General features: G+C 67.8%; 23 protein-coding genes. All 23 read left to right on the forward strand.

The genetic code is table 11. The features are described from left to right. Positions 1–3: 3 nt before the first annotated feature. The 23 genes from ACV4UZ_RS07520 (at position 4) to ACV4UZ_RS07630 (ending at position 20,062) form a co-directional block, all read left to right on the forward strand. Positions 4–564: a phage protein Gp27 family protein gene (locus tag ACV4UZ_RS07520; RefSeq protein WP_491600280.1), complete on the forward strand. Its 561-nt coding sequence runs from the start codon at positions 4–6 to the stop codon at positions 562–564. Next, positions 561–1,193 (forward strand): hypothetical protein, encoded by a 633-nt coding sequence (locus tag ACV4UZ_RS07525; RefSeq protein ID WP_491600281.1) that lies wholly within the window; start codon positions 561–563, stop codon positions 1,191–1,193. Before ACV4UZ_RS07520 ends, ACV4UZ_RS07525 begins: the two co-directional genes overlap by 4 nt. Further along, entirely contained in the window at positions 1,193–2,779 is a 1,587-nt protein-coding gene (locus ACV4UZ_RS07530) for a hypothetical protein (RefSeq protein WP_491600282.1), read from the forward strand. The genes ACV4UZ_RS07525 and ACV4UZ_RS07530 overlap by 1 nt, the downstream gene beginning before the upstream one ends. Continuing rightward, positions 2,779–4,272 (forward strand): DUF935 domain-containing protein, encoded by a 1,494-nt coding sequence (locus ACV4UZ_RS07535; RefSeq protein WP_491600283.1) that lies wholly within the window; start codon positions 2,779–2,781, stop codon positions 4,270–4,272. The genes ACV4UZ_RS07530 and ACV4UZ_RS07535 overlap by 1 nt, the downstream gene beginning before the upstream one ends. A 55-nt stretch (positions 4,273–4,327) precedes the next feature. Continuing rightward, a complete protein-coding gene (locus ACV4UZ_RS07540) occupies positions 4,328–5,473 on the forward strand; it encodes a PBECR2 nuclease fold domain-containing protein (RefSeq protein ID WP_491600284.1) in 1,146 nt (381 codons plus the stop codon). 508 nt (positions 5,474–5,981) lie between these two features. Then, a complete protein-coding gene (locus tag ACV4UZ_RS07545) occupies positions 5,982–7,091 on the forward strand; it encodes a hypothetical protein (RefSeq protein WP_491600285.1) in 1,110 nt (369 codons plus the stop codon). Then, positions 7,088–7,462, forward strand: a complete 375-nt coding sequence (locus ACV4UZ_RS07550) for a capsid cement protein (RefSeq protein ID WP_491600286.1) — start codon at positions 7,088–7,090, stop codon at positions 7,460–7,462. The genes ACV4UZ_RS07545 and ACV4UZ_RS07550 overlap by 4 nt, the downstream gene beginning before the upstream one ends. 12 nt (positions 7,463–7,474) lie before the next feature. After that, positions 7,475–8,422, forward strand: a complete 948-nt coding sequence (locus ACV4UZ_RS07555) for a phage capsid protein (RefSeq protein ID WP_491600287.1) — start codon at positions 7,475–7,477, stop codon at positions 8,420–8,422. A gap of 11 nt (positions 8,423–8,433) precedes the next feature. Then, positions 8,434–8,919, forward strand: a complete 486-nt coding sequence (locus ACV4UZ_RS07560; RefSeq protein WP_491600288.1) for a hypothetical protein — start codon at positions 8,434–8,436, stop codon at positions 8,917–8,919. A gap of 55 nt (positions 8,920–8,974) precedes the next feature. Next, a complete protein-coding gene (locus ACV4UZ_RS07565) occupies positions 8,975–9,394 on the forward strand; it encodes a gp436 family protein (RefSeq protein WP_491600289.1) in 420 nt (139 codons plus the stop codon). Next, positions 9,391–9,918, forward strand: coding sequence for a phage virion morphogenesis protein (locus ACV4UZ_RS07570; protein WP_491600290.1), 528 nt, complete (start codon positions 9,391–9,393; stop codon positions 9,916–9,918). Before ACV4UZ_RS07565 ends, ACV4UZ_RS07570 begins: the two co-directional genes overlap by 4 nt. Next, a complete protein-coding gene (locus ACV4UZ_RS07575; RefSeq protein ID WP_491600291.1) occupies positions 9,915–10,547 on the forward strand; it encodes a phage protein Gp37 in 633 nt (210 codons plus the stop codon). Before ACV4UZ_RS07570 ends, ACV4UZ_RS07575 begins: the two co-directional genes overlap by 4 nt. A gap of 4 nt (positions 10,548–10,551) precedes the next feature. Beyond that, positions 10,552–10,815, forward strand: coding sequence for a DUF2635 domain-containing protein (locus tag ACV4UZ_RS07580; RefSeq protein WP_491600292.1), 264 nt, complete (start codon positions 10,552–10,554; stop codon positions 10,813–10,815). A 6-nt stretch (positions 10,816–10,821) separates the two neighbouring features. After that, complete coding sequence (locus ACV4UZ_RS07585) at positions 10,822–12,297, forward strand: phage tail sheath subtilisin-like domain-containing protein (protein WP_491600293.1); 1,476 nt, start codon at positions 10,822–10,824, stop codon at positions 12,295–12,297. An 11-nt stretch (positions 12,298–12,308) separates the two neighbouring features. Next, positions 12,309–12,668: a phage tail tube protein gene (locus ACV4UZ_RS07590; protein WP_491600294.1), complete on the forward strand. Its 360-nt coding sequence runs from the start codon at positions 12,309–12,311 to the stop codon at positions 12,666–12,668. Between the two features lie 12 nt (positions 12,669–12,680). Continuing rightward, positions 12,681–12,962 (forward strand): phage tail assembly protein, encoded by a 282-nt coding sequence (locus ACV4UZ_RS07595; RefSeq protein ID WP_491600295.1) that lies wholly within the window; start codon positions 12,681–12,683, stop codon positions 12,960–12,962. 119 nt (positions 12,963–13,081) lie between these two features. Further along, a complete protein-coding gene (locus ACV4UZ_RS07600) occupies positions 13,082–15,070 on the forward strand; it encodes a phage tail tape measure protein (protein ID WP_491600296.1) in 1,989 nt (662 codons plus the stop codon). After that, the gene (locus ACV4UZ_RS07605; protein ID WP_491600297.1) at positions 15,070–16,296 is read left to right on the forward strand and encodes a DNA circularization protein; all 1,227 of its coding nucleotides are present in this window, start codon (positions 15,070–15,072) and stop codon (positions 16,294–16,296) included. The genes ACV4UZ_RS07600 and ACV4UZ_RS07605 overlap by 1 nt, the downstream gene beginning before the upstream one ends. Beyond that, complete coding sequence (locus tag ACV4UZ_RS07610) at positions 16,289–17,329, forward strand: phage baseplate assembly protein (RefSeq protein WP_491600298.1); 1,041 nt, start codon at positions 16,289–16,291, stop codon at positions 17,327–17,329. Before ACV4UZ_RS07605 ends, ACV4UZ_RS07610 begins: the two co-directional genes overlap by 8 nt. Beyond that, positions 17,326–17,928 carry a phage baseplate assembly protein domain-containing protein gene (locus ACV4UZ_RS07615; RefSeq protein WP_491600299.1) on the forward strand — a complete coding sequence of 201 codons (603 nt, stop codon included), beginning with the start codon at positions 17,326–17,328 and terminating at the stop codon, positions 17,926–17,928. Before ACV4UZ_RS07610 ends, ACV4UZ_RS07615 begins: the two co-directional genes overlap by 4 nt. Next, the gene (locus tag ACV4UZ_RS07620; RefSeq protein ID WP_491600300.1) at positions 17,929–18,420 is read left to right on the forward strand and encodes a phage GP46 family protein; all 492 of its coding nucleotides are present in this window, start codon (positions 17,929–17,931) and stop codon (positions 18,418–18,420) included. Beyond that, complete coding sequence (locus ACV4UZ_RS07625) at positions 18,420–19,475, forward strand: baseplate J/gp47 family protein (RefSeq protein ID WP_491600301.1); 1,056 nt, start codon at positions 18,420–18,422, stop codon at positions 19,473–19,475. The genes ACV4UZ_RS07620 and ACV4UZ_RS07625 overlap by 1 nt, the downstream gene beginning before the upstream one ends. Before the next feature lie 5 nt (positions 19,476–19,480). Next, positions 19,481–20,062 carry a YmfQ family protein gene (locus tag ACV4UZ_RS07630; protein ID WP_491600302.1) on the forward strand — a complete coding sequence of 194 codons (582 nt, stop codon included), beginning with the start codon at positions 19,481–19,483 and terminating at the stop codon, positions 20,060–20,062. Positions 20,063–20,064: the final 2 nt, after the last annotated feature.

A 20,064-nucleotide genomic window follows, 5' to 3' on the forward strand; every position in this document is an offset into this window, starting at 1 on the left:
ACCATGGCCGCCACCGGCTCCCGGCGCACCCCCTCCAAGGTTGACCAGCTTCCCGCCGATCTGCGCGAGCTGATCGGGCGCCTTCGCCGCGACGGTCGCACCCTGGACGCCATCATGGCCAAGCTGCGCGAGTTGGACTTGCCCGCCGCCGCCATGCCGTCGCGCACCGGCCTGGGCCGCCACCTGAAGCAGTTGGACGCCATCACGGAAGAGATGCGCCGCCAGCAAAGCATTGCCGAGGCCATGGTGGAACGTGGCCTGGTGATGGACGAGGGCCGCACCGCGCGCCTCAACGTCGCCCTGGCCCACGGCCTGCTGACCAAGCTGATGTTCACCGAGGAAGGCACCGTGGCCACACTGGACCCGGAAGAGGCCATGTTCGTGGCCCGCTCCATCCAGTCGCTCGCCAGCGCCGCCAAGGCCGACACCGACCGCGAGCTGAAGGTGCGCGCCGAGGTGGCCAGGCAAGCCGCCGCCGCCGCCGCCAAGGTGGCCAAGGACCAGGGCCTGACCAAGGACACCGTGGCCCTCATCACCCGCGAAATCCTGGGCATCGGCAAATGATCGCCGCCCTGTACGTCGAAACCGATGGCGCCTATTTCGGCCTCCCTGGCGTGGACCCGTGGGACGAAGGCCGGGACGCCCGCTCATATGACGGCCCGTGGCCCGTTGTCGCGCACCCGCCCTGCCAACGGTGGGGCCGGTTCTGGCATGGGTCTCCCCGCAAGCCTCATCAATTCAAGCTGGGGGCCGACAACGGTTGCTTCGCCGCCGCACTGACGGCGGTTCGTAATTGGGGGGGGGTCTTGGAACACCCGGCTGACTCCCAAGCATGGCGTTTCTTCGGCCTGAAGCACCCGCCCAAGGTGGGAGGTTGGGTGCGTGCCGATGCCTTTGGCGGCTGGACCTGCCATGTGGAGCAAGGCCATTACGGCCACCTCGCGAACAAGCCGACATGGCTCTACGCCTGCGGCATCAAACTGCCCGTCCTGCGTTGGGGGAAGGGCGAGCAACGCCTGCATCCCCGCGCGGTTGAGCTGTATGGATACGAGGGCGCGCGCCGCAAGGGCATGATGGCCATGATCGGCGGCAAGGATAAGACCAAAATCAGAAACGCCACTCCGAACGAGTTCCGGGACGTTCTGATGGCGATGGCGCGTTCTGCCGTCCCGGCCTTCGCGAAGGCAAGTTGATGGACGCCAAACCCTTCCCCGGCGGCCACGATGGCCTTCCGCCCATCGACGCCACGCCCGAAATCCTGCTGGGCTACCAGAAGCGGCTACTGGAAACGGTGGCCGCCAATGCCGTGACCATCTGCGAGAAGTCGCGCCGCATCGGCGTCACCTGGGGCATCGGCGCCCAGGCGGTGCTGATGGCGGGTGCCGAGATGGTGGCGGGCGGCATGGACGTGCTGTACATCGGCTACAACCTGGACATGGCCCGCGAGTTCATCGCCACCTGTGGCCAATGGGCCAAGGCCTTCAACAAGGCCGTGAACGAGGTGGGCGAATTCCTCTTCACCGAGGGGAAACAGGACCCCATCCAGGCCTTCCGCATCAGCTTCGACAGCGGCTTCGAGATCGTCGCCCTGGCCAGCCGCCCGCGCTCGCTACGTGGCCGCCAGGGCTTCGTCATCATGGACGAGGCCGCCTTCCATGACGACCTGGCCGAGCTGATGAAGGCGGCCCTGGCCTTCCTGGTCTGGGGCGGCAAGGTGCTGGTGATTTCCACCCATGACGGCGCCGCCAACCCGTTCGCCGAGATGGTCGAAGAGTGCCGCAAGGGCCGCAAGCCCTACGCCCTGCTGCGTATCACCTTTGACGACGCGGTGACCGATGGGCTGTACGACCGCGTGAAGCTCAAGCTGGAAGCGCGTGGCCAGAAGGTGCCGTCCAGGGACGAGTGGGTGGCCGAGATCCGCGCCTTCTACGGCGACGACGCCGAGGAGGAGCTGGACGTCAACCCCAAGCAAGGCACCGGCGTCTACCTGCCCGCCTGGCTGATTGAAAGCCGCATGGCCGATGACATCCCGGTGGTGCGTTGGGGCGTCCCCGATTCCTTCGCCCAGCTTGCCGAGCATCTGCGCATTGCCGAGACGGCGGATTTCTGCGAGCGCGAGTTGAAGCCCCTGCTGGAAGCCATGGACCCCGAACTGCAATCCTTCTTCGGCTGGGACTTCGCCCGTAAGGGCGACCTTTCGGTGAAGTGGCCGGTGCAGCTTCTGCCCAACCTGATGCGCCGTCCGCCCTTCGTGCTGGAACTGCGCAACATCCCCTTCGAACAGCAAAAGCAGATCGGCTTCTACATCGTCCGCCGCCTGCCCCGCTTCCAGGCGGGCGCCCTGGACGCCACCGGCAACGGCGCCTATCTGGCCGAGGTGATGGCCCAGGAATTCGGCTTCGACCGCATCAGCCAGGTGCATCTGACCGAGGCCTGGTACCGCGACGCCATGCCCAAATTTAAAGCCGCCTTTGAAGACGCCACCACCTTGCTGCCCAAGGATGCCGAGATTGGCACCGATCACCGCTCCATCCGTCTGGTGCGCGGCGTGCCGGTGATCCCGCGCGAGGGCAAGGGCGGCGGCAAGGGCGAGGACAAGAAGCAGGATGCCAAGCGCCACGGCGACAGCGCAATTGCCCATGTGCTGGCCGATTTCGCCACCCGCATGGACACCCCCGACATGGACGCTTTCGCCACCGGCATCGGGCAGCGAGAGGCTTTGGGCATGGGCGGCGAGTACGGCGGCACCGGCGGACGCAATTGGGAGGGTTACAACTGATGGCCAGAAAACAGGATGCCGCCGCCAAGGCCCCGTCGCCGCCCATGGAGGAGGTGGCCGCCACCGGCGCCGAGGACATCACCGGCTTCTATGTGGGCGAATTGCGCCTGCCCAGGGACGAGGTATTGCGCTCCCGTGGCGGCGGCGATCTGGCCGTCTACGAAAAGGTGATGGGCGACGACCAGGTGAAATCCTGCTGGCAGCAGCGCCGCACCGCCGCCCTGGCCCGTGAATGGTTCGTCGAACCCGGCGGCCCCGGCCCCCAGGACCAGGCCGCCGCCGACTTCATCCGCGATCAGTTGGAGGCCATCAACTTCGACCGGGTGTGCGAGAAGATGCTGAGCGGCATCTTCTACGGCTATGCCGTTGGCGAATGCCTGTACCGGGCCGAGGACGGCAAGGTGTTGCTGGACGCCATCAAGGTCCGCCGCCAGCGCCGCTTCCGCTTCGACCGCGACGGCCGCTTGCGCCTGATCGGGCCGGGCAATCCCATGGGCGAAGTGATGCCGGATCGCAAGTTCTGGGTGTTTTCGGCAGGCAGCGATGACGACGACGACCCCTACGGCCTGGGCCTGGGCCATTGGCTCTATTGGCCCGTCTGGCTGAAGCGCAACGGCGTGAAGTTCTGGAGCATCTACCAGGAGAAGTACGCCATGCCCACGGCGCTGGGCAAGGCGCCGCGCGGCTCCGACGACAAGGCCCGGCGCAACCTGCTGGCCGCGCTCCAGGCCATTTCCACCGACAGGGGCGTGGTGGTGCCCGAAGGCGTGGAAATCAAGCTGATCGAAGCCACCCGCAGCAGCGGCGGCGATTACCTGAACTTCATCGGGCTGATGAACGAGGCCATCGCCAAGATCATCAACGGCCAGACCATGACCACCGACAACGGCTCCAGCAAATCCCAGGCCCAGGTTCACGAGAACCGCCTGAAGGAGGTGGTGAAGACCGACAACGACCTGTTGTGTGAAAGCCTGATCGCCGGGCCGGTGGCCTGGCTGACCCAATGGAACTATCCCGGCGCCGCCATCCCCCGCGTCTGGCGCGACCATTCCGACGCCCCGGACGAGAAATCCCAGGCCGAACGGGACGAGAAGCTGTTCGCCATGGGCTTCGAGCCGACGCACGAATACATCCAGGACACCTACGGCCCAGGCTGGGTGAAGAAGGACGCCGTCCCGGCCGATTCCGCCCCCCCGGCGCCCACACCATCGCCCGCCACGCCCTCCTTTGCCGAAGGTTCACCGCCCACCGATGCCGCCGATGCCCTGACCGGCCAGTTGGACGCGGTGGCGGGCGATGAGCTGTCCGCCCTGATCGACGAATTGGGCCGCATGCTGGACGACGCCACCGACCTGGAAACGGTGGAGCGGCGCCTGCTGGAGATCGGCGCGGCCCTGCCCGTGGACAACCTGGCCCGGACCATAGGCGACGGCATGATGGTGGCCAACCTGACCGGCCTTGCCGAAGATGCCGGTACCGACGATGCCGGTTGAACCAACCGCAACCCCGTTCGCCGAGGCCATCGCCTTCTTTAAGCAGAAGGTGAACATGCCAACCCGCGCGTGGACCGACCTTTGGCAGGGCCAGCACGCCCGTGCCTTCGTGGTGGCCGGGGCCATGAAGGACGAGCTGATTGCGGATTTGCGCAACGCGGTGGCCAAGGCCATCGAGCAGGGCACCACCCTGGCCGAGTTCCGCAAGGATTTCGACCAGGCGGTGGTCAAGCATGGCTGGAGCTACAAGGGCAGCCGGGGCTGGCGCACCGCCACCATCTACAACACCAATCTGCGCATGGCCTATTCCGCCGGCCATTGGGCGCAGGCCATGGACACCAAGGCCCGGCGCCCCTATGGCCGGTATGTGCATGTGTCATCGGCCCACGAGCGCAAGGAACACGCCGCCTGGCATGGCATCATCCTGCCCCTGGACGACCCGTGGGTATCCACCCATTGGGGGCCGAACGGCTGGGGCTGCAAATGCACCTGGCAAACGCTGTCCGCCCGCGATCTGCAGCGCCACGGCTACCAGGTCTCCGACCCGCCGCCCGTCACCCAATGGGAGGAGCGGGCCGTCAACACGCCCTCCGGGCCGGTGATGGTGAAGACGCCGAAAGGGATGGACCCCGGTTTCGGCTACAACGTGGGCGAGGCGGCATGGGGGCGCGGCGCCCAAAGCCTGGCCATGGAACGCCACGGCCCATGGGAGGCCCTGGACGCCCCCGGCGCCGCCCCGCCCGCCGATCTGGTGCCCGCCGCCCGCCCCGCCGCCGCCCTGGGCAAGCGGGCCGCCGACGAAGCCGGGCTGCGCGCCGCGCTGCGCCAGGCCATCGGCGGCGACGGCACCATCTTCACCGATCCCATCGGCGGGCGCGTCAACATCACCCAGGCCATCGTGGACCACATGCTGGAAAAGCCCGGCCGCCGGGATGGGCGCGAGGCCTTCTTTCCCTTCATCCCCGAGCTGGTCAAGGACCCCGCCGAAATCTGGGTAGGCTTCGCCCGTTCCAGCCAATCCGGCCGTGTGGCGCTCAGGCGCCGCTACGTCAAGCTGCTGGCCCTGGGCAAGGACACCACCCTGGGCATCGTCGCCGATGCCGATGGCGGCCAATGGTCGGGCGTCACCTTCTTCCGGGGCGGGGTCTCGGGCATGAACGCCCTGCGCCAAGGCGTACGGCTCTATCGGAAGTCGGAATAAAGAAGGAACCGTCTGGTGATCACATCACACTTCTGGCACAGCTTTATCGGCCACCCGCTTATGGCGGTCTGCCATCTGGTCGGAGCCTACCAGGTCGGTAACTGGATCCATGACAGGATCTTTCCTGAGCCTGACTGACCTCTTGATGGCGGGAGGTGAGACTATGGCGCCCGCACGCGGCCACGTCGCCCGGCGCCGTCCATCGGAATGCGGCCTGGAACGGCCGGCGCCTGCACCCATCATCATAAGGCTTCCCGCCCTCCAATAGAAGTGTATCATTCGCCCCAACGGCAAACCCCCGCCCGCGCGCCCCTAGGCCGCCCTGGCGGGGCGGGCGGCGGCCACCGGGCGGGCGTTCCGCCTTCGCCCGCGCCAAGACCTTAAAAACCGTTTTAACGGCGACGCTGGCGCCTAAGGCCGGACCACCCCCGGAACTGTTCCGGTCGTTTCAGCCCCACGCCCTTCCGCCACACTCCCCTCACGTCGTTTGGACCGAGGGGAGGACATCTTGCGCCGGATCGAGATTTTCAGGACCGGCAGGCACACCGCCATGCAGGGCGTGACGCTGGATTTCAGCGAGGCCGCCCTGGCCGCCGCCTGCGCCGCCTATGATCCGGCCACCCATGAGGCCCCGCTGGTCATCGGCCACCCGTCCGACACGGCCCCCGCCTATGGCTGGGTCAGGTCCATGTCCCTGGACGGCGGCATCGTGATGGCCGATTGCGGCCAGGTGAACGCCGACTTCGCCGAGCTGGTGAACACCGGCGCCTACAAGAAGCGTTCGGCCTCCTGGTACACCCCCGACAACCCCGCCAACCCGGTGCCCGGCACCTACTACCTGCGCCACGTCGCCTTTCTGGGCGCCCAGCCCCCCGCCATCAAGGGATTGCGGGACGTGGCCTTCGCCGAGGACGAGGGCGGCGTGGTGACGGTGGAATTCGCCGAGGTGAGCCAGTGGCAGCGGGCCAGCGGCTTTCGCGCCCTGGCCGATCTGTTCCGCAAACTGCGCGACCACCTGGTGGAACGGGAAGGCGCCGAAAAGGCCGACCGCATACTGCCCGCCTGGAACATCGACACCGTGGCCGGCCTGGCCGAGGCCGAGGCCAACGCCGACGTGCCCGGCACCCCCAACTATTCCGAAACCACCCCGAAGGAGCCCGCCGTGGCCGACAAGGAAACCAACACCCAGGCCGAGTTGAAGGCCCAGGCCGACAAGCTGGCCAAGGACCAGGCCGACTTCGCCGAGCGTCAGGCGGTGTTCCGCCGTGACCAGAACGCCGCCTATCTGGACGGCCTGGTGGCTGAGGGCCGCCCGCTGCCCGTGCCGAGGGACGACCTGCTGAACTTCATGGAAGCCATCGCCGCCGACCATCTGGTGGTGAACTTCGCCGAGGGCACCAAGCCCGCCGCCGACATCTTCAAGGCGGTGCTGAAGGCCATCCCCGCCACCGTCGAGTTCCGCGAACGCGCCCCCGGCCCCGGTACCGTCGATACCGCGCCCGACCCCACCGAACTGGCCCGCCTCGCCTTGGACTTCCAGGAGGCGCAGCGCGCAAAGGGCATCACCATCAGCACCACCGACGCGGTGGCGCATGTGCAGAAGGACGCCACCAAGTGAGCAACCGCACCATCTCCAAGAGCCGCCGGGCGACCACCGCCCTTCCGCCCTTCCGCATCGTCAAGCCCGGAGCCAATGACGGCGAGGTGGCCCTGGCCACCGCCGCCACCGATGCCCTGATGGGCACCACCAACCAGTTGGACACCGCTTCGGGTTCCCGCGTGGACGTGGACATGGGCGGCATCCCCGAGGTGATGCTGGGCGGCGCCGTCGCCGCCGGTGATCCGCTCACCGCCGATGCCAACGGCAAGGCGGTGAAGGCCGTCCCGGCGGCGGGCGTCAACGTCCGCATCATCGGCTTCGCCGACAGCGCCGGCACCGCCGGTGTGGTCATCGACTACATCTTCGCGCCCGGCGTGATGCAGGGCTAAAGGGAGCATCCCATGAGCACGTCCCCCTTCGTCGTCAATCCCACCCTGACGGCCATTTCCATCGCCTACCGCAACCCGGCCTACGCCCTGATCGGGGAAAAGGTGCTGCCCCGCGTCAACCCGGTGCTGGCCACCATGGAGTTCACCTACAAGGAATACGATCTGGCGGCCGGCTATACCGTTCCCGACACCGCCGTGGGCCGCACCGGCCGCCCGGCCGAGGTGTCCACCCAATCCGTGTCCAAGGCCGGCCAGTGCGAGGATCACGGCCTGGATTACCCGGTGCCCCAGGCCGATATTGACCAGGGCAAGGCGTCCGGCACCGACGTTCTGGGCTTCGCCACCGAGCATACCACCAACCTGGTGCATCTTGCCCGCGAGCAGCGCGTGGCGCGGATCACCGCCGACCCGAACAGCTACGCCGCCACCAACCTCCTGGCCCTGGCCGGCACCGACCGCTTCAGCGACTACGTCAATTCCGACCCGGTGGGCGTGATCACCGAATTGCTGGACACCCCGCTGCTGCGGCCCAACCGCCTGGTGTTCGGCAAGGTGGTGTGGGGCGTCGTGCGCCGCCACCCCAAGCTTCTGAAGTCCATCTTCCCCAACGGCAACGGCGAGGGCATGGCCGCCCGTCAACAGGTGGCCGAGCTGTTCGAGGTGCAGGAAATCCTGGTGGGCGAAAGCTTCATCAATGCCAACCGCAAGGGCCAGGGCATGGCCCCCCAGCGGGTGTGGGGCGACTTCATCGCCGGCCACTTCATCGACCCCGCCGCCAACAACAAGGAAGGCGTCACCTGGGGCATGACCTTGCAGTACGGCCAGAAGCTTGCGGGCACCACGGCCGACGGCAGCATCGGCGCCCGTGGTGGCCAGCGCGTCCGCGTGGTGGACACCGTAGCCGAGCTGGTCGCCTCCAAGGACGCCGGCTTCCTCATCCAGACCGCCACCGGCAACTGACGGGGGACGCCATGCAGTACCGCGTGAAAGACGGGGCGCTCCGCTTCAACGGCCGTCGCATCGAAGACGGCGGCACGGTGGAGATCGCCGATACCGGCCAGGCCAAGCCGCTGCTGGACCTGGGCCGGATCACGCCCATGGACGGAACGGCGGAACCGGACGACAAGGCCGCCAATCCGGCCTATCTCGTGAACATGGATACGGGGTCAATCGCCCCGGTTCCCGAGCCGGAAATCTACGACCAGGCCAAGGCCCATTCCGATCTGCTGGAGCAGATCGGCGAGGTTCTGGCCGAGGTGGACGGCATGCCGCCCTTCCTGGACCTCCTCTCCCAGGTGGTGTGGCTGGCGGCGGATCACCGCATGGCACGCGGCGAGCCGGCCGCCTTGCGGGCGGCGGCGGACGACGCCCCGCCGCCCGACCGTTCCCAGGAACCCGGCGGCCAGACCGAACCGCCCCCCGAACCCGCCCCGCCGCCCAAGAAGCGCGGCAAGTAACCCCTGACCCCAGACCCCGGACGGAACCCCGTCCGGGGCAAGGAACCCGCGAACCATGGCCTACGCCACCGCCGACGACATGACCGCCCGCTTCGGGCTGGACGAGATGGTGCAGTTGACCGACGACGCCGACACCGGCGAGATCGGCCAGAGCCTGGCCGTCGCCTTGGCCGATGCCGAGCAGATGGTGAACGGCTACGCGGCGGGCAGCTACGTGGTGCCCCTTGATCCCGTGCCCGATCTGGTGACGCGCTGGACCTGCGATATCGCCCGGTACTTCCTGCACCGCGACGGCGCCCCCGAGCTGGTGATGAACAATTACAAGGACGCCCTTTCCGGCCTCAAGGATGTGGCCAGGGGCGCCCTGACCCTGGAATGCGCGGGCGTCGAAGCGCCAAGCGCCGACGGCCAGGACGATCTGGCCACCTTCGATCCCCCCACCCGCGTCATGGACGCCTATCCGGGGAACGAATGATGACGGCGGGTGTCAACTTCACGGTGAAACAGGACCCGGCCGAGGAGATCGGCCGCGCCCTGCTCCGTCTTCAGCTTCGCCTGGGCGATCTGCGCCCGGTGATGAGGGATATCGGCGCCGCCCTGCTGGCCAGCACCCAGAAGCGTTTCGAGGACGAGCAATCCCCCAGCGGCGCCCCCTGGCGCCTGCTGTCCGCCGAAACCGTGCTGAACCGCCTGGGCGGCCGGGCCAAGGCCCATACCAAGGCAGGCAATCTGCGCAAGGGGGCCGCCCGGCGTGCCAGCTCCATGGCCATCCTGCGCGACAGCACGCGGCTGTATCAATCGCTCACCTATGTGGCCGGCCGCACCCAGGTGGAGATCGGCACCAACGTGATTTACGCCCGCATCCACCAGATGGGCGGCAAGGCCGGGCGGGGCCGCAAGGTGACTATTCCGGCGCGGCCCTTCCTGGGCCTGTCCGAGGCCGACAAGGGCGAGGTGATGGAGATCGTCAACGATTACATCCGCGAGGCCCTGCCGTGATCGCCGCCATCGAGAACGCCATCATTGCCCGCCTCGCCAGCGCCAAGGCGCGCGGCCTGCTGGGCTATTCCGTCAAGACCATCGCCGGCCTGGCCACCGAGTTCGAGACGGAAGAGGAACTGAAGAAGACCGCCAACCAGGTTCCCGGCTTCTGGGTACGGTTCATGGAAGAGGGGCGCGACGGCGACGCCGGCTACGGCATCCATCGCCACAAGGCCACCTTCCGCGTGGTGGCGGCCGCCAAGAACAAGCGCAACCAATCCGCCAACCGCCACGGCGCCGGGGAGGCGGTGGGAACCTACCAGATGATCCAGGATGCCCGCGCCCTGCTGGCCGGGCAGAAGCTGGGCCTGACCATCGGCTATCTGGTGCCCTCGCGCATCATCACCTTCCCGGCGGTGGACAACGCCATGCCCGGCCTTTCGGTGATGGCGGTGGAATTCACCACCACCTACACCAGCACCGACACCCCCGATCAAGCCACCGCCGCTATTGGCGGCACGGCGCCCGCCGGAACCACCCTGGCCGAGGCCATGGCCATCGGCGCGGGCATCACCGATTTCACCACGTCCCATTCCGATTGGGCGGCCCCCGCCGCCCAGGCTGACACCGTCGTTCTGGAGAACTGACCCCATGGCCGATCTGTACCTGAAGCCCGCCCGCGACGGCGACATCATCCGCGATCCGGTTTCCGGCCGCCCGCTTCCCCCCGAGGGCGAGGCCAAGCCGCGCAACCTGCATTGGCTGCGTCGCCTGGATCGCGGCGAGGTCAAGGAAACCACCGCCGAAGCCATCGCCAAGGGCAAGGCGGCGCGCGAGGAGGCCGAGAAGAAGGCCGCCGCTGAAGCCGCCCCCGCCGAAAAGCCGGACGCCAAAGCCCGCAAGGACAAGGAGTAAGCCCCCATGGCCATCAGTTTTTCCGAAGTCAGCCTGTCGTCCCGCCTGCCGGGCTTCGAGGTGGAGTTTGACAACAGCCACGCCGTGAAGGGCCTGGCCCTGGACCTGACCCGCGTGGTGATGTTCGCCCAGAAGCTGGCCACCGGCACCGCCGAGGCCAATGTCCCGGTGCGCGTGCTGTCCGGCGATCACGGCGTCCAGTTGGGCGGCCGGGGCTCCATGGCCGCCGCCATGACGCGCGCTTTCCGAAAGGCCAGCGACCGCTTGGATTTGTGGCTGGTGCCGCTGGACGACAACCCGGCCGGCACCAAGGCCACCGCCGCCATCACCGTCACCGGCCCGGCCACCGCCGCCAGCACCCGTACTGTGTGGATCGGCGGCAAGCGTATCCAATTCGCCGTTTCCATCGCCGCCACCGCCGATGACGTGGCCACCACTCTGGCCGCCGCCATCAACGCCAATCCCGATCTGGTGTTCACGGCGGGCGTGGACGGCGTCAATCCCGCCAAGGTCAACCTGACCGCGCGCCACAAGGGCGAGGCCTGGAACGGCCTGGACATCCGCCTGGGTTACTATCAGGGCGACATTCCCGCCGATGGCCTGGCCTTCGCCATCACCCCGTTCACCGGCGGCGCGGGCAATCCCGATCTGGTGGCGGGCATGACGGCCTTGGGCGACGTGCAATACCACCATGTGGCCAATCCCTATACCGACGGCGCCAATCTGGCCGCCGTGGTGGAAGAGTTCACCAGCCGCTGGAGCGCGGGGCGCCAGATCGAAGGCCAGGTGTGGAGCGCCCATGCGGGCAACCACGCGGCCCTGACCACTTTGGGCAACAGCCTGAATGCTTTCTGCCTGTCCATCATGCCGTGCTACGGCTCGCCCACCCCGGCCTACGAGGTGGCGGCCATCTACGCGGCAACGGCGGCTTCGGCCATCGACATCGACCCCGCCCGCCCGCTCCAAACCCTGCACCTGAAGGGCATGATGGCCCCGGCCGAGAAGGATCGTTTCGACAAGCTGGAACGCAACCTGATGCTGTGGGACGGCATCGCCACCTTCGTGGTGGACCAGGCCGGGCGCTGCCTGATCGAGCGCGAGGCCACCACCTACCAGGTGAACGGCTGGGGCCTGCCCGATCCCAGCTATCTGGATGCCACCACCCCGGCCACCCTTTCGGTGCTGCGCCGCACATGGCGGGCGCGACAGGCCCAGAAGTTCCCCCGCCACAAGCTGGCCGACGATGGAACCAATTTCGGCGCCGGCCAGGCCATCGTCACCCCCTCCATCCTGAAGGCCGAGAACATCGCGCTGGCCCGTGAATGGGAGGAACGGGGCTGGGTGGAGAACGTGGACGCCTTCAAGGCCGCCCTGGTCGTCGAGCGCAATGCCGATGATCCCACCCGCGCCGATCACCTGCTCCAGCCCGATCTGGTCAACCAGTACCGCAAGGGCGCGGCGCTTATCCAGTTCATCGTTTAAAGGGGGTTTCAATGACGCAATACCTTGGCCGCGCCGACATCGCCTACGACGGCAAGAAGGTGGCTTCCATGCCCGGCGCTTCCCTGGAAGTGGGCGGCGTCGAACGCAAGCCGGTGCTGCTGGCCGACGGCACCGTGGGCTACACCGAAGTGATGAAGGCGTCCGAGTTGGAATGCGAGGTGCCGGTTTCGGCCACCACGCCGCTGACCGAGTTGGAGAGCATCGTCAACGCCACCATCACCTTCCGCTGCGATACCGGCCAGACCTACATGATCCGGGGGGCCTTCCGCGCCAACACCAACAAGCTCACCGCCAAGGATGGCGGCCCCGTGAAGCTGATCTTCAACGGCCCCAAGGCCGAGCCGGTTTAAGGAAGTCCCGCCATGTCCGAAGCCCTGTTGACCACCACCATCATCCTGGCCCGTGCCGTCACCCATGGCGACGCCACCTTCACCAACATCACCATCCGCGAACCCACCATCGGCGATCAGCTCGCTGCCTTCCGCCCCGGCATGGGCGGGCCTGAGGTGGAAATCGCCCTGGTGGCCCAGATTTCCGGCTGGCCGGAAGAGGCGGTGAAGCTGATCCGCCTGCCCGATTACAAGAGGGTGCAGGCGGTGCTGGAAAATTTTCCCTACCCCCAAGCGGAAGTCTCCGGGGCCTGATCCGCCGCTTCGCCGTGGCCTTCGGCCAGCGGCTGGGCGACATCACCGCCATGCCGGCCAGGGAGTTCACCGCTTTCTGGCCGGCAGTGGTCGAATTCGAGAAACAGGGGTAAACCGCCGTGTCCGGGAACCTTGCCACCAACATCATCATCGGCGCCGCGTTGGCCGGGGGCTTCAACGCCACCATCGGCCGCGCCGTCGCCGGAGTGGGCGAGGTGAAGGGCGCGGTGGGCCATCTCGGCCAGGCCCTGGCCGATGTGGGCCAGGCCTGGGCAACGCTGTCCAAGCTGGACGAGGTCAAGGGCATCGCCGCCGATCTGGAACACGAGTTGATGAAGGCGGGCATCACCGCCGACATGAGCAACGAACAGGTGGCGGCGCTGAAGACCCAGCTTCGCGGCCTGGCCGTGCCGGATCGCACCAACCAATCCCTTCAGGATCTGCTGAAGGGCTTCACCGCCCTGGTTTCGGCGGGCATGGCCCAGGACAAGGCCACCGCCATGCTGGAAACCCTGGGCCGTACCGCCACCGCCGCCCAGGCCGATATGGACGATCTGGCCAAGACCGCCTTCATCCTGAACGACACCTTGGGCGTGGCCCCCGAGGGCATGGCCAAGGCCCTGGATCAACTGGCCTTCGCCGGCAAGCAGGGCGCCTTCGAATTGAAGGACATGGCCCGCTACTTCCCCGCCCTGGGCGCATCCGCCAAGACCCTAGGCCTTCAGGGCACCGAGGCCGTCACCACCCTGGGCGCGGCGCTCCAGATCGCCAAGAAGGGCGCGGCGGACCCCGGCGAGGCGGCCAACAACATGAAGAACTTCCTGGCCAAGGCCACCGCGCCGGAAACCGTGAAGAAGTTCGCCGAGCATGGCGTGAACCTGAAGAAGGCACTCAAAGACGCCATGGCCAACGGCGAGAACCCCATGGAAGTGCTGATCCAGAAGGTTCAGGCCATGACCAAGGGCGATCCCTTCAAGATCGGCGAACTGTTCGGCGACATGCAGGTGATGGACTTCCTGAAGCCCATGCTGGCCAACATGGAGGAATACAAGAGGCTGAAGGCCGAGATCGCGGGCGCCAGCGGCACGGTGGTCACCGACTTCTCGCGCATGATGCAGACCGCCAAGGAGCAGGCCAAGGGCTTCGGCATAGAGGTCAACAAGCTGTCCGAGTCCATCGGCGCCAGCCTGCTGCCCGGCATGGGCCAGGCCGCCGCCACCTTCGCCCCCGTGGTGCGCGCCCTGGGCGACTTCGCCGCCGCCTCGCCGGTGGCCACCCGCACCATCGTCACTTTGGGCAGCGCCGCCCTGGTGTTGCCGCCGGTCTTCCGCCTGGCCACCCTGGCCTGGGGCCTGTTCAACACTTCCATCATCGCCAGCCCGGTGGGCCTGGTCATTGCCGGCATCGCCACCGGTGCCGCCCTGATCATCCAAAACTGGAGCGAGGTGAAGACCTTCTTCTCCACCATCTGGAACGGCGTGGCCGAGCATTGGCGCACCATCCTGGCCTTCACCGGCCCCATCGGCTGGGCGGCCATCAAGATCATCGACAACTGGCAAGCGGTGCGCGGCGTGGCCTTGGCCATGTGGGACGGCGTGGCCGCCAAATGGGGCGAGCTGCAGGCCGCCGTGGCGCCCGTGGGCGAGGCCATCGCGGGGGTATGGGCCAAGGTGACGGAAGCCTGGGAGGCGGGCGTATCCAACATCATGGCCATCTGGGAACGGGTGCGCGGTCCCTTGACCGATTTCGCCAAGATGATGGGCTGGATTGCCCCGGACGCCGCCCCGGTGCCGGGCGCCGCCATCGCCTCCGTTCCCCGCGCCGCCAACGACAACCAGACAGCCGCCAACGACAACCAGACGAAGCCCGGCGCGGCGATGGCCGCCGCCGAGGCCAAGGGCGCCGCCGCCATGGCCCAAGGCGGGGGCGGGGCTTCGGCCGCCTCGTCCGCCGCCGCGTCCTCTTCTTCCGGGCCGTCCCACACGGTGCCGTCCCACACGGTGGTGGAATTGATCCTGCCCGCCGGCATGCGGGCAGAAACGCGCTCTGCCGCGCCCGGCGTCCAGGTAATTGCCCGCACCGGGCAAAGCATGCAGGGGGGCGTGTGATGGCCAATTGGCGTGACAACAAGCGCCCGGCCAGCTTCCGGGGTGTACCCTTCGAAGTGCGGGTGCGCGAGGGCCGGGGCGGGCGGCGCGGCCCCGACCATGAATACCCCGACCGCGACGAAGGGTGGGCCGAGGATTTGGGCGGCAAGCTGGAGCGCTATTCCGTCGATGCCTTCCTGCTGGCATCGCGCCTGGGCGGTGATTACATGCCCGCCCGCGAACGGCTGTTGGCCGCGCTTCGTGCCAAGGGGCCGGGGGAATACGTCGATCCCTGGGGCTCCACCTGGATCGTCCAGGTGCGTGATTTCTCGTGGCGCGAGACGGAAGACGAAGGCGGCAAATGCGCCTTCACCATCGCCTTCACCCGGTACAACAAGCCCGGCCTGCACACCGTCACCGCCGACACCGGCTATGGGGTGGGTCTGGCCGCCAATGCCGCCGGGGACCGCCTGGTGGTGGATTTCGCCGAGGGGTTTTCGGCACGCGGCAACGACCAGGTGTCCACCGGCGCCCTCGATCTGGCCGGGGCCGCCCTGGACGACATCAACCTGACCTTGACCCGTGCCAATCCGGCCAATGTGGCGGGGCAGGGCATGGGCGGCATTTCCTCCACCCTGGCCCGCCTGGCCTCCACCCGCGCGAACCTGGCAGCCCTGATCGGGGCGCCCCAGGGTCTGGTCGGTTCCATCCGCACCCTGTTTTCCCGCGCCTTGGGCGGCCTCGCCGGGGGATGGCCGCGCTACCAGGCAGCCCAGGGTCTGACCACCTTTGGCGCTGGCTTCGCCACCATCACGCCCACCACCACCATGCGAGCCCAGGCCGCCGCCAACCAGAACGCCATGGTGTCCCTGGTACGCGGCTTGGCCGTGGTGGAGGCCGCCAGGGCCAGCGCCGACATTCCCTTCACCGTCTATGACGACGCCGTGGCGGTGCGGGCCGAACTGGCCGCCGGGCTGGACGAGCGCATGTTGACCGCGCCCGACGCCACCTACCAAACCCTGGCCACGTTGCGCGCCGCTTGTGTGCGCGACATCACCGCGCGTGGCGCCGATCTGTCCCGCCTTTCCGACGTGATGCCCGGCGCCGACATGCCGGCCCTGGTGCTGGCCCATCGCCTGTGGGGCAACGCGGGCAAGGAGAGCGTGATCCTGGAGCGCAACCCCGTCATCCGCCATCCCGGCTTCATTCCCGGCGGCCTGATCCTGAGGGTGCCCGCCGATGGCTGAACCCGACAACCATGTCAGCCTGTGGGTGGACGGACAGTGCCACGAGGGATGGTCAAGCGCCGCCGTGGCCCTGAACCTTGACCACATGGCCGGCAACTTCAGCCTGACCCTGACCGAGGAATACCTGGTTGACGCTGTTCTGGTGCGCCATCCCATCCGCGCCGGCCAGGCCTGCCGCCTGGATATCGACGGCGTGACGGTGCTCACCGGATGGATTGATCACTGCAACAAGGCCTACGCCGCCGCCACCCACGAGGTGCAGATCAGTGGCCGCGACAAGACCGGCGATCTGGTGGATTGCTCGGCCGAGGTGAAGGAATACCTGAACCAGAAGCTGGAAGTGATCGCCGCCGATCTGTGCCGCCCCTTCGGCATCGGCGTGATGACGCTCACCGACACCGGCGAGGCGTTCAAGCGGGTCGCGGTGAATACCGGCGATACCGTGCAATCCTGCATCGAGCGCATGTGCCGCCTGCGGGGTGTGCTGGCCTGGTCGGACGGAATGGGCAACCTGGTCATCGGCCGAGGCACCATGGGCCGCCCGGTGGCCAGCCTGACACGCGGACGCAACGTGCTTTCCGCCAATGCCGCCGACGACTTCACCGGGCGCTTCAGCGACATCTTCGTGCGCGGCACCCGCGAAACCCCGGACAGTTCCGACGCCACGTCCGGCAGCCAGGAACAGGGCCAGGCCAAGGATGCCGCCCTGGGCCGCTGGCGGCCCAGGATCATCGTGCCCGAAACCCAGGGCAACATCATCAACCTGACCGAGCGCGCCGCCCATGAGCAGCGCGTGGCCCAAGGCAAAAGCCGCGTGGTCACCGCCACCGTGGCAGGCTGGAACCATGATGGCGGCGGGCTGTGGCGGCCGGGCCAGACCGTGACCTTCAATGATGACTGGCTGGCAACGGCGGGCAACTTCCTGATCAGCAACGTCTCCTTTGCCAAACGGGAACAGGGCACCACCACCACCCTCAATATGTACCCGCCGGGCGCCTTCGACCGCGTGGCCCAACTGGGGAGCGACGGATGATGACCCTGCGCGAGATCGTCGCCGCCGTGCAAAGGGAACAGGACTTCCTACTGACGCCGTTGCGCAACCGGGTGAACCTGACCTTGGGCAAGGGCGCGCTCCACCGGGTGAGCGATACCGGCCCCTGCCAGACCATCCAGGCCACCTTCCTGCCCGGCGAAATCCGCGACGGCATGGAGCGGCCCCAGGATTACGGCTTCACGTCCCATCCTCTGCCTGGCATGCAGCCCTTCGCCGGCTTCTTCGGCGGCGACCGCTCCAACGGTTTCGTCATCGCCATGTGCGACCGCCGCTACCGCATCGAGCTGAAGCCCGGCGAGGTGGCCATCTATGACGATCAGGGCCAGAAGGTCCATCTGACCCGTACCGGCATCGTCGCCGAAACCCCGCTCAACGCCACGGTCAAGGCGGGTAAGAGGCTGCGCCTAGAGGCCGAGGACTTGGAGATGCACGCCACCCGTTCCTGGTCCTGGGATGTGGCGGGATTCGGCGAACGCTGGACATGGACCGGCGGCACCTCCTGGGAACACAAGACTTGGCAGAACGGTGCGACGGTCACACCGGACCCGTTGCCTATCAATCCTCCGGAGGGACCGTAAATGGACCTTCAAACCGCCTTTAACGGCCAGACCCTGACCAGCGATTGGGTGGTTTCCGGCGGCCTGTTGGCCGAGGATCATGGGCTGAATACCGCCATCACCCTGTCCCTGTTCACCGACCGCCGGGCCGAGGCGGGCGACGTGATCCCGGACGGCACCACCGACCGGCGCGGCTGGTGGGGCGACGTGATCCCGCCCGCCAACGCCCCTACCGATACCCCATGGCTATCAGGCTCGCGCCTGTGGCTGTTGTCCCGCGAAAAGGCCACGCCCGAAACCGCGCGGCGCGCCGAGGCCTATTGCCGCGAGGCCCTGGAGTGGCTGACCCGCCTGGACGTGGCACAAGCCGTCGAAGTGACGTGCGCCTGGCAGGACACCGGCGTGCTGGAGATCGCCATTACCGTGGTCAAGGCCGCCGAGGCTCCCGAACGCTTTGGCTGGCTGTGGTCCGCCAACGATAACCTGGTTACCGCCTGGAAGGACGTAGCCTGATGGCCTTCACCCGCCCCACCCTGGCCGCGCTGATCGCCGCCGAGGAAGCCGATTTCGACAGCCGCCTGCCCGGCGCCGATGCCCGCCTGCCCGCCAGCAACCTCAACGTCCTGTCCCGCGTCCTGGGCGGTGGCCTGCACGGCCTCTACGGCTTTCAGGACTGGATTTCCCGGCAAATCCCCTTCGACACCGGCGACCGCGAGACGGTAATCCGCTGGGCCGCCATCTTCGGTATCCGGCCCAATGCCCCGGCCTTCGCCCTGGGCACCTTGGCAATCACCGGCAATGACGGCGCGACGGTTCCATCCGGCACCCAAGTGCAGCGCGCCGACGGCGTGGTCTACGTCACCACCGCCGATACCCTTGTGGTGGCCGGCACCGCCGCCGCGCCGGCCAAGGCCGCCGAGGCCGGTGCGGGCGGCAACGCCCAGGCCGGCATCAAGCTGCGGATGGTTTCCCCGCTGCCCGGCATCGCCTCCGATCTTGTGATCGGCGCGGGCGGCATGACCGGCGGTGCGGACGAGGAAACAACCGCCGCGCTGCTTGGCCGCCTGCTGGCCCGCGTGCGACAGCCGCCCCATGGCGGTGCCTCCCATGATTACGTGGCCTGGGCGCTGGAAGTGCCAGGCGTGACGCGGGCCTGGGTACGGCCCGAATGGTTCGGCATCGGCACCATCGGCCTGATGTTCGTCTGTGACGATCAGGTGGGCGGGCTGATCCCCAGCGCCGAAAAGGTGGCCGAGGTGCAGGCCTATATTGACACGCGGCGCCCCGTCACCGCCGAAGTGGTGGTCTTCGCCCCCACGCCCAAGCCCATGGACCCGACCATCGGCGGGCTTGATCCCGCCACCGACGCGGTGAAGGCGGCGGTGGTGGCCGAACTGCAAGACCTGCTGCGCCGCGAGGCCGAGCCGGGCGTCACCATCCTGGCCAGCCATGTGCGCGAAGCCATATCCCTGGCCAATGGCGAGGTGGATCACACCCTGACCCTGGTGGGGAACTTCACGACATTGGGCCACGAGATCGCCACCCTGGGCGATCCGGTGTGGGGCTGACCGGCATGCGCACCACCCCCGATCAATACCTCGCCCACCTTCAGGCGCTGCTGCCCAGCGGCGCCGCCTGGCCCCGCGATGCCAGCGCCACCCTGACCATGGTGTTGCAGGCGATAGCCGATGGCCTGGCCCGCGCCCACAACCGCGCCATGGACCTGTTGGACGAGGCCGATCCAAGCACCGCGCTTGAGCTGTTGCCCGATTGGGAACGGGTGTGCGGCCTGCCCGATCCCTGTTCCGGCCCGGCCGCCACCATCGCCGAACGCCGCGCCCAGGTGGTTGCCAAGCTCACCGCCAACGGCGGCCAGTCCATCGCCTATTTCGAGGAACTGGCCCGCACCTTGGGATTTGACATCACCATCGTCGAACGCCGCGCCCGCTTCCATGGCCGCCGCTGCCACGGCACGCCTTACGGCGGACCCGAGATGCAGTTCATCTGGGAAGTGCATCTGCCCCCCGAACTGGTGCAGCGCCGCCAACATGGCCAGGGCCGCCACGGCGAACCCTTCGCAAGCTGGGGCGCCGAGGCCCTGAAATGCGCGCTGGCCCGCCTCAAGCCCGCCCACACCCGTATCTGGTACGTCTAGGA

It is taken from the genome of Paramagnetospirillum sp. (genome assembly GCF_058402745.1).